6 protein-coding genes are annotated in these 10,225 nt (G+C 40.1%); 2 read left to right on the top strand and 4 right to left on the bottom strand.

Annotated features, from left to right (window positions below):
- Nucleotides 1–408 precede the first annotated feature (408 nt).
- The gene (locus AC1WHX_RS00480) at nucleotides 409–1,743 is read left to right on the top strand and encodes an NADP-specific glutamate dehydrogenase (protein ID WP_009317819.1); all 1,335 of its coding nucleotides are present in this window, start codon (nucleotides 409–411) and stop codon (nucleotides 1,741–1,743) included.
- A 118-nt stretch (nucleotides 1,744–1,861) separates the two neighbouring features.
- On the opposite strand, the gene carB is transcribed toward AC1WHX_RS00480, so the two are convergent.
- The 4 genes from carB to AC1WHX_RS00460 all read right to left on the bottom strand — a co-directional run bounded on the left by carB (nucleotide 1,862) and on the right by AC1WHX_RS00460 (nucleotide 9,330).
- A complete protein-coding gene (gene carB / locus AC1WHX_RS00475) occupies nucleotides 1,862–5,080 on the bottom strand; it encodes a carbamoyl-phosphate synthase (glutamine-hydrolyzing) large subunit (protein WP_122337949.1) in 3,219 nt (1,072 codons plus the stop codon).
- Between the two features lie 250 nt (nucleotides 5,081–5,330).
- Nucleotides 5,331–6,266 (bottom strand): M23 family metallopeptidase, encoded by a 936-nt coding sequence (locus AC1WHX_RS00470; protein ID WP_122337950.1) that lies wholly within the window; start codon nucleotides 6,264–6,266, stop codon nucleotides 5,331–5,333.
- Nucleotides 6,267–6,545: 279 nt separating this feature from the next.
- Entirely contained in the window at nucleotides 6,546–8,642 is a 2,097-nt protein-coding gene (recG, locus tag AC1WHX_RS00465) for an ATP-dependent DNA helicase RecG (RefSeq protein ID WP_481228793.1), read from the bottom strand.
- Nucleotides 8,635–9,330, bottom strand: coding sequence for a 2-C-methyl-D-erythritol 4-phosphate cytidylyltransferase (locus AC1WHX_RS00460; RefSeq protein ID WP_481228792.1), 696 nt, complete (start codon nucleotides 9,328–9,330; stop codon nucleotides 8,635–8,637). The genes recG and AC1WHX_RS00460 overlap by 8 nt, the downstream gene beginning before the upstream one ends.
- Before the next feature lie 239 nt (nucleotides 9,331–9,569).
- Here AC1WHX_RS00460 and AC1WHX_RS00455 point away from each other — a divergent pair, with 239 nt between their 5' ends.
- Nucleotides 9,570–10,214 (top strand): DUF4136 domain-containing protein, encoded by a 645-nt coding sequence (locus AC1WHX_RS00455; protein ID WP_122337970.1) that lies wholly within the window; start codon nucleotides 9,570–9,572, stop codon nucleotides 10,212–10,214.
- Nucleotides 10,215–10,225 lie beyond the last annotated feature (11 nt).

The following is a 10,225-nucleotide window of genomic DNA, read 5'->3' as shown; positions in this document are numbered from 1 at the left end:
ATTCTAGATGCATTAAAGATATGAAATATAATTTAATAACCGATTAAGAGCCCGCTTAAATTTTCCGACAAAACAATGTTGTAGGAAAATTTAGACAGAATATTTGAGTATATTGTATTTCCCTTTGTGTCAAAATTTCTAATAAATAAGTAAAAACGAAACTTTTTGCCATTAAAAATAATTTTATTGCGCTTTTTGTTATTTATTTTCTGTTATTTCTTGCAATTATCAAATTATTTGTTTTAAATTTGCGTCAAAATAAAAGATATGGCCTCTATTTCTTGCGTTTTTATTACTAATGAGCAGTTGAAAAGTAAAAAGTCAGAAGCGAAAAAGGGAATAAAGGCTTGCTTTATGCAAAAATGGGATCGTAATTTGAATTATTTACTACTATAAATTATTAAGAAAATGAATGCGCAAAACGTACTGAGTGAATTGAAAAGACGTTTCCCGAATGAACCTGAATATCATCAGGCTGTGGAAGAAGTGTTGTCAACTATCGAGGATGCCTACAATGAACATCCTGAGTTTGACCGTTACAATCTTATCGAAAGATTGTGTATTCCTGATCGTATTTTTTCGTTTCGTGTAACTTGGTTGGACGATAAGGGAAAGGTACAAACCAATATGGGATATCGTGTACAGCATAATAATGCAATCGGACCGTACAAAGGGGGGATTCGTTTCCATTCATCCGTAAACTTATCTATCCTTAAATTCCTTGCGTTCGAACAGACTTTTAAAAACTCTTTGACGACATTGCCTATGGGGGGTGGTAAAGGAGGTTCGGACTTTAACCCGAAAGGAAAATCCGATACGGAAATCATGCGTTTTTGTCAGGCTTTTGTTACTGAATTGTGGCGTCATATCGGACCGGAAACTGATGTTCCTGCCGGTGATATCGGAGTTGGAGGACGTGAGGTCGGTTATATGTATGGTATGTATAAAAAACTGGCTCGTGAAAATACAGGGACTTTTACCGGTAAAGGACTTGAATTCGGAGGTTCTTTGATTCGTCCTGAGGCTACCGGTTATGGTAATGTATATTTCCTCCTTGAAATGTTGAAAACCCGGAATATCGATATTAAAGGTAAAGTCGTTACGGTATCGGGATCGGGAAATGTAGCTCAATATACAGTAGAAAAATTGATCAGTCTCGGAGCTAAAGTTGTCACCATGTCTGATAGTAACGGTTATATTTATGATCCTGACGGTATTGATGAAGCCAAATTGAAGTATATCTTTGAATTGAAAAATCTGTATCGCGGACGTATAAAGGAATATGCAGAACAGTATGGTTGCAAGTATGTAGAAGGCGGTCGTCCTTGGGGAGAAAAATGCGACATCGCCATGCCGAGTGCTACTCAGAACGAATTGGATGGAGATGATGCTCGTGCTTTGCTTGCAAATGGATGTTTTGCCGTGTCAGAAGGTGCGAACATGCCTTCGACTCCTGAGGCTATCGATGAATTCTTGAAAGCGAAGATTCTTTATGCTCCGGGTAAAGCGGCTAATGCCGGAGGTGTTTCTGTTAGTGGTCTCGAAATGACTCAGAACTCTATCAAATTAAACTGGACGGCAGAAGAAGTCGATGCTCGTTTGAAACAGATTATGTTCGACATCCATACTCAATGTGTACGTTATGGAAAACAAGAGGATGGTACTGTTAACTATGTCAAGGGTGCTAATGTTGCCGGATTTATGAAAGTTGCAAAAGCAATGATGGCACAAGGCGTGTTGTAGTGGAGTTTTCTAAATCATACGATAAAAAGTAAGGCGGATAATTTTATCCGCCTTACTTTTTATCGTATGATTTAGAACCTTTTAAGTTTTGTACTTAAAAGGTTCTTGAAATAATCTTTTATCTGTATTCTTTCCAACTTTTGATTTCTATGTCTTCCATTCCTATGTTACAGAATGCTTCTATAAATGCACTTGCCAGACGGGCATTTGTCAGTAACGGAATATTGTGATCTATCGAAGCACGGCGTATCTTGTAACCGTTGGTCAGTTCCCGTTTAGTATGATTTTTAGGGATATTGATGACCAATTCGAATTTATGTTCCGAGATCATGTCCATGACGTTGTTTTCTTTATTTTCATCCGGCCATGAGACAACTTGCACATTCTTTACGCCATTGTCTTTTAGAAATTTTTGTGTTCCGGCTGTGGCATATAAATCATACCCTTTTTGATCGAGTAGTCGGCAAGCTTCTAATAAATCGACTTTAGATTTTGCCGATCCTGAAGAGACCATTACGCTCTTTTTGGGAATGTTATACCCTACTGCAATCATAGAAGTCAAAAGAGCTTCATTGAAATCTTCTCCGATACATCCGACTTCTCCGGTAGATGCCATATCCACACCTAATACAGGATCGGCATTCTGTAACCGGGCGAAAGAGAATTGTGAGGCTTTGACGCCGATGCAATCAACATCGAAAGCCGATTTATCGGGCTGTGAGTATGGGGCGTCGAGCATAATGCGGGTTGCCGTTTCGATAAAGTTGCGCTTCAATACTTTAGAAACGAACGGAAAACTTCGAGATGCCCGCAAGTTACATTCAATAACTTTCACTTCATTATTCTTGGCAAGATACTGAATGTTGAAAGGTCCGCTGATATTCAATTCTTTTGCGATCTGCCGGCTGATTTTCTTTATACGGCGAGCAGTCTCAAAATAGATTTTCTGAGCCGGGAAAACCAGAGTCGCATCTCCTGAATGTACTCCTGCAAACTCGACATGTTCGGAGATGGCATACTCCACAACTTCTCCGTTTTTGGCTACGGCATCGAATTCTATCTCTTTGGCGTTCTGTAAAAATTGAGAAACTACAACGGGATATTCTTTTGATACGTGAGCAGCGAGATCGAGGAAGTTTCTCAATCCTTCTTTATCGTAGCAAACATTCATGGCAGCTCCGGAAAGTACATATGACGGACGTACCAATACCGGGAATCCTACTTTTTCGATAAAAGCATCGATTTCGTCCATACTGGTGAGCTCTTTCCATGCCGGTTGGTCTATACCCAATTGATCGAGCATGCTGGAAAATTTGTGACGGTTTTCTGCACGGTCGATAGAGACCGGAGATGTCCCGAGAATAGGTACTTGCTGACGATGTAACTTCATTGCCAGATTATTCGGAATTTGTCCGCCTACCGATACGATGACCCCTTTAGGAGATTCCAAGTCGATCACATCGAGTACACGTTCATAAGTCAGCTCATCGAAATAAAGCCGGTCGCACATGTCGTAGTCTGTCGATACGGTTTCAGGATTGTAGTTAATCATTATCGATTTATATCCTAATTTACGAGCTGTTTGCACGGCATTTACCGAACACCAGTCGAATTCTACCGAACTACCTATACGATATGCTCCTGATCCGAGCACGACAACCGATTTGTCGTTTTTGTAGTAGGGAATGTCATGATCGCTTCCGTCATACGTCAAATACAAGTAGTTGGTCAATTCGGGATGTTCTGACGCAACCGTGTTAATCCGTTTTACCGAAGGAAGTATTCCTAATTTCTTCCGATAGTTACGGGTACGGATATTTTCAGCTTCCATATTCCCTTGTGGGTTTTCTACAAAACGGGCAATCTGGAAATCGGAGAATCCGAGACGTTTTGCTTCGAGCATTACGTCTGCAGGAATATTTTCTATATGATCGTATGTCTGAAGTTTTAATTTATAGTCGTGGATATTTTTCAGCTTACCGAGAAACCATGGGTCTATTTTTGTCAGATCATGTATTTTCTCGATTGTATAACCTTTGTCGAATGCTTCGGCAATGGCGAAGATACGCATATCAGTCGGGTGGGAGAGTTCTTCTGCCAGATTGTCGAATTTCAGGTCGCTGTTTCCTACAAAACCGTGCATTCCCTGTCCGATCATTCTTAAACCTTTTTGAATGATCTCTTCAAAACTTTTACCGATAGACATGATTTCTCCTACCGATTTCATGCTCGATCCGATCAGTCGGGATACTCCGGCGAATTTGTTCAAATCCCAGCGGGGAATTTTACAGATATAGTAGTCGAGACTCGGTGCTACATATGCCGAATTGGGAGTTCCCATTTCTCCGATTTGATCTAAAGAATAACCCAGAGCGAGTTTTGCAGCGACGAATGCTAAAGGATAACCGGTCGCTTTTGAGGCTAAAGCTGAAGAACGGCTCAACCGAGCATTGACTTCGATTACCCGATAATCATCTGTTTCTGAATTGAAGGCGTACTGTATATTGCATTCTCCTACGATACCCAGATGGCGGATTGTCTTTTTAGAAAGTTCTTGTAACAGAGCCAGTTCTTTTTCGTCAAGAGAACAAGTCGGTGCTACAACGATGCTTTCACCGGTATGTATGCCCAGCGGATCGAAGTTTTCCATACTCGCAACGGTAAAACAGTGATCGTTTTTGTCTCGGATAACCTCGAATTCAATTTCTTTCCATCCTTTCAGGGATTCTTCTACTAAAATCTGGTTTGAATAGGAGAATGCGTTTTCGGCAAGTTCTTTTAATTCTTTCTCGTTATAGCAGAAACCACTACCCATACCGCCTAAAGCGTATGCCGAACGTATGATCAGAGGATATCCGATCGATTCGGCTGCTTTGAAAGCATCTTCCATAGATTCTACAGCGATGCTTTTCGGTGTTTTTACTCCGATTTCATTTAGCTTTTTAACAAATAAATCCCGGTCTTCGGTATTCATTATCGCCTCTACCGAAGTACCTAATACTTTTACATTGTATTTATCCAGAATTCCTTTGTTATATAGTTCTGTACCACAATTCAGTGCTGTTTGACCGCCAAATGCGAGAAGAATGCCGTCGGGTTGTTCCTTTTTAAAAATTTCTTCTACGAAATAAGGGGTTACAGGTAAGAAATATACTTGATCGGCAATCCCTTCCGACGTTTGTATTGTCGCGATGTTAGGATTAATAAGGACTGTCTTGATTCCTTCTTCTTTTAATGCTTTTAACGCTTGAGATCCGGAATAGTCAAATTCTCCCGCTTGTCCGATTTTTAAAGCGCCGGATCCTAATACCAGTACTTTTTTAATAGATTTCTGCATAAATGGATATTATTTAAATTCTTGTTGTCCGATCAAAAAAAATGCGTTAGCAATAAAGCCAACGCATTATATAATAAAAATTTTAAGTTCATTGTCAATGAAAAACGGGAAATTGCTGTCGGGATTCGACATGCTTGAATGCGGTATGCCACTATTCAGATAAATATTAATTATCATATCTTTCCTGTTTTTCAAAATCTCGGCAAAGATAACAGCTTTTAATCAGAATGTCAAATTTTCACTTCTTTTTTTATTTTACTCGAATAGGTTGTCCCAATCGCAATATCTTATTTTTACTGATACCGTTCAATCGGCATAATGTATTTACTGTTGTACGGTATTTGACGGCAATAGAAGAGAGCGTATCTCCTTTTTTCACTCTGTAAGTGACATATTTGCTTCCGTTATTTCCACTTTTCGATGCTGCAGTGCGTGCCGAATAAACGTTCTTTACGGATGTTTTTGCTCTGAATACATAAGTATCGGTATGGGGAACTTGATTGACAAAATCGAAAATTTCGTTCGGATTTATATCCAGACCTAAAAAGCGCGTTTCAAAATGGAGGTGGGGACCTGTTGATCTTCCGGTGTTGCCTCCTAATGCAATAGGATCACCTACTTTGACAATTTGATTGGGGCGAACCAATATTTTTGAAAGATGCCCGTAAATTGTTTCCAATCCGTTCGGATGTCTTAATAAGACATAGTAGCCGTATCCTCTGGCTTCATATTTCGTGATTCTTACTTTTCCTGAAAATGCGGCTCTTACGGTATCTCCTACCTGAAGTTTCAAATCCACTCCTCTGTGCATTCTGCGCCAACGAGGACCGTAATCAGAGGTTTTGTATCCCGGAACTGGCATGCAATAGTTAGAGACGTCGATTGAAAACGAGTCGGGAAGTTGCACAGTCGATTTGTAAGGATTTACCCATTCTGTATTCCAGTTGTCTCCGTAAAGATCAAGAGCGGGGTATTCGTTATATTCCTGTTCCAGCCTTTTTTTTAGAGCGGCCGAATCCACCACATTCATAATGCGGGGAATTACTTTGTTGTAGGCGATAAGGTCTTCTTGAATGGAGGTATGTTTTTTAGTGGCCGGCTTTGTGGTTTGCGCTGAAACTAAACCAAAGGGGATCACTGTGAATAAGCCTGTAATAATAAATTGTTTTAATCCAATCAATTTCATTCCGATGATTTTTTGTCTTACTTTTCCGGATTTCCCGGAACATGGATAATGTAAATGTGGATATCGTAATCGATACGCTATGTGCCCAGATTTAGGCTCACATTTCCAAAGGTAATGATTTTGTCCGGAAAAAGGATTTTCTGATTAACATCTTTTACGGTAGTGAGGAGAAAAACAGAGCTTTATTTATTGGTAATTATTTGTTTTTTAGGTGTTTATTTCAAAATATGTTTTGCAACATGTTTGAACAATTTAAGAAATAAAGATTTGGACAGGCTTTTAACTGATCAGACTCCAATTGATTTTCTTTTTGAATATTTTTTGTAATTGGCGGTTCAGGACATAGTTTTCTGTCAGAGATAATTCAGGATCTTTATCTAAAATTTCATTAGCAATATCACGAGCTAATTGCAATATTTGTCCGTCTTTAGCGATGTTTGCGATTTTTAAGTCAAAAGCGATACCGCTTTGTTGAGTACCTTCCATATCACCCGGACCTCGCAATTGCAGATCGGCTTCCGATATTTCGAAACCGTCGTTCGTGCGTACCATGATTTCGAGTCGTTTTCGTGTTTCTTGGGAGAGCTTGTGCGAAGTCATCAAGATACAATAGGATTGATCTGCTCCCCGTCCTACACGTCCTCGTAATTGGTGCAATTGCGATAATCCGAAACGTTCGGCATTTTCTATGATCATTACCGAGGCATTCGGAACATTTACACCTACTTCGATTACAGTAGTCGCCACCATAATGTGGGCTTCTCCTGAAACAAATTTCTGCATTTCAGCATCTTTCTCGGCCGGTTTCATTTTGCCATGTACCATACAAACTTTAAACTCGGGAAAGACCTCTTGTATATGTTTAAATCCGTCTTCCAGATTTTTCAAATCCGAACGTTCACTTTCTTGTATAAGCGGATATACGATATAAATCTGTCGGCCCATTTCGATCTGTTTGCGAATAGATGCATATAGAGCTCCTCGTTTATTATCGTATTGGTGTATGGTCTGTATCGGCTTCCTTCCCGGAGGAAGTTCGTCGATTACCGAAACGTCCAGATCTCCGTAAACGGTCATTGCCAATGTTCGGGGAATGGGTGTTGCCGTCATTACCAGTATGTGGGGAGGCCGGTTATTCTTTTTCCACAGTCGTGCACGTTGTTCTACTCCGAAACGGTGCTGTTCGTCGATGACTACTAATCCCAGATTCGAAAAGAGTACGGTATCTTCGATCAGTGCATGTGTGCCGATAATCAGATTTACATCTCCGGTCAGTAATCCTTCATGAATGCGTTCTCTCTCTCTCTTTCGTGTCGATCCGGTCAGCAATTCTACATGAATGCCGATCGGGGCAACCAATTCGCTGATCGATTCGTAATGCTGAGATGCCAGTATTTCGGTGGGAGCCATGAGGCATGCTTGAAATCCGTTATCGACAGCCATCAGCATACTCATTAAGGCCACCAAGGTTTTTCCGCTTCCGACGTCCCCTTGTAACAAGCGATTCATCTGTTTTCCGCTTCCGACATCCGCACGAATTTCCCGTAATACTCTTTTTTGAGCGTTTGTCAGCTCAAAAGGTAAACATTGGTGATAAAAATTGTTGAAATAGTCTCCGATATGGTCGAACCGAAAACCGCCCAGTTTTTTTTGTCTTTGTCGGGTAAAGCGGAGTATATTCAGTTGCAGGTAGAACAGTTCTTCGAATTTGAGTCTGAATTGTGCTTTTCTAAGCAAGTCGGGAGATTGCGGGAAATGTATATTTTGTATGGCTTCGGTCAGATAAATGACTTGGGAACGGGCGATAACCTGTGCCGGTAGTGTTTCGGGAAGAGGGCCATTAATACTTTTCCAAAGATTATACATGATTTTTTGTATAGCCTTCGAATTGAGAAAATGACTTTTCATCTTCTCTGTCGTGCTATAATAAGCTTGTAATCCCGGAGCTTTATCGATAATATCGTCGATCGGATCGATTTCGGGGTGAGCGATATTGAATTTGCTGCCAAACCGGGTCGGTTTCCCGAACAGAGTATATTCTACACCCGGTTTGTATTTTTCGATAATGAATTTTATTCCTTTAAACCATACGAGTTCGATAATGCCTGTTCCGTCCGAAAAACGGGCGATAAGTCGACGACCTTTGCCTTCGCCTTGTGTTTCGAAATTCAAGATCTCTCCCCGTAGTTGTATATAGGGCATATTTCCGTCTATTTCCTTGATTTTATAGGTACGGCTGCGGTCTATATATTTGTAAGGGAAATAGTATAAAAGATCTTCGAAGCTGAATATTTTCAGTTCCTTATTGAACAGTTCCGCTTTTTTCGGACCTACTCCCGGTAGAAATTTTATGTCGCGGGTCGATAAATCAGACATGGGATAATAACATTTCTGCCAATAACAAATCTTTCGGGGTTGTAATTTTTATGTTTTCCGCATTTCCTTTTATCAACTTGACCTCTTTGCCTGTAGCCTCGACGACTGATGCGTCGTCGGTGAAACAATCGCAGAACGGTTGGTTGTATGCTTCTTTCAAAAGTGCGGTTTTGAACACTTGGGGAGTTTGTACACTTCGGTATAAACTTCTCGGGACAGATTTGCTTTTTCCGTTCGGGGTCAACTCTCGTAGAGAATCGGTTACTTCAATGACCGGAATTACCGCGCCTGACCGTTTTGCTTCTTCGAATGCATTGTCGATTACCTCTTCGGAAACTAATGGGCGTACACCGTCGTGCACGGCTACCAGCCCGTTATCAGGTAAAGTATCGAGTCCGTTTTTTACTGAATGGAAACGGGTAGGCCCTCCTGTAACGACTCTGTGTTTAAGGGTAAATCGGTATTGAAGACATAAGTCGTTCCAATAATTTTGGTGTTCTTCGGGTAACACCAAAATTATTTCTATTTCGGGATCATATCTATAAAAAGCTTCGAGGGTGTGCATCAGTACCGGATGACCTGAGATCGGGCGGAATTGTTTGGGAATTTCTCCACCCATTCTCAATCCTTTTCCTCCGGCCACGATAATAGCGTATTTAGGAAGTTGAAGACAATTATCGGTTTGCATTTTTCCGGTTTTTTGCATTTACCGGCAAACTTACATAAAAATAACGAAAAACGTGTTGTGGTGAGTTGTTTTGTAGAAAATACAATTTTTATAGGGATTTTCAGATAGGCTTTTAGGGGATAAAATGTTAAAACTGTATCCGGTTATAGCTTATTAACATCTGTTTTTCAAACTTTCTTTTATAAGTATTGTTATGGAATCATAATCGTTTCTAATAATAAATTTAAATGGAAAGTAATATGAAAAAAATGATTTCTGTACTATCGGTATTATTCGTATTATTTTTATCAACATCGTGTCAGAAAGACCCCGATATGTCTAAATTGGATGACAATTTCATGGTCTATACCGATTATGATAAAAAAGAAAATTTCAGTGAGTTTTCAACGTATTATATTCCGGACAGTATTTTGCTTATCTCGGACAGTAAAGAGGCAAAATATTGGAAAGATGACAATGCGTTGAATATTATCGACACTTATGTGAAAAACATGGATGAAAGAGGCTACACAAGGGTCGAGGAAAAAGAAGATGCCGATTTGGGTATTCAGGTAAGTTATGTAGAGGATTCGTACTATTTTACGGGTTATAGCAACCCCTATTGGTGGTGGGATTATCCCGGTTACTGGTATCCCGGTTATTGGGGTGGCTACTGGGGTGGCGGCTGGTACTATCCTTATAGCGTAGTTTATAGCTATAATGTAGGTTCTATGCTCGCAGAATTGGTAAATTTGAGTGCGCCGACCGGACAAAAAGAAAAACTTCCTGTTTTGTGGAGTGCGTATATGACCGGTTTGCTTTCCGGTTCTAACCGCTTTAATACACAACTTGCTATCACGGCTGTAAATCAAGCTTATGTCCAATCTCCTTATTTGAAAAAATAAAATTACAGACA

The organism is Coprobacter sp., from assembly GCF_982436375.1.
The sequence above is the reverse complement of the archived record's forward strand: the minus strand, read 5'-3'. Positions and strand labels throughout refer to the sequence as shown.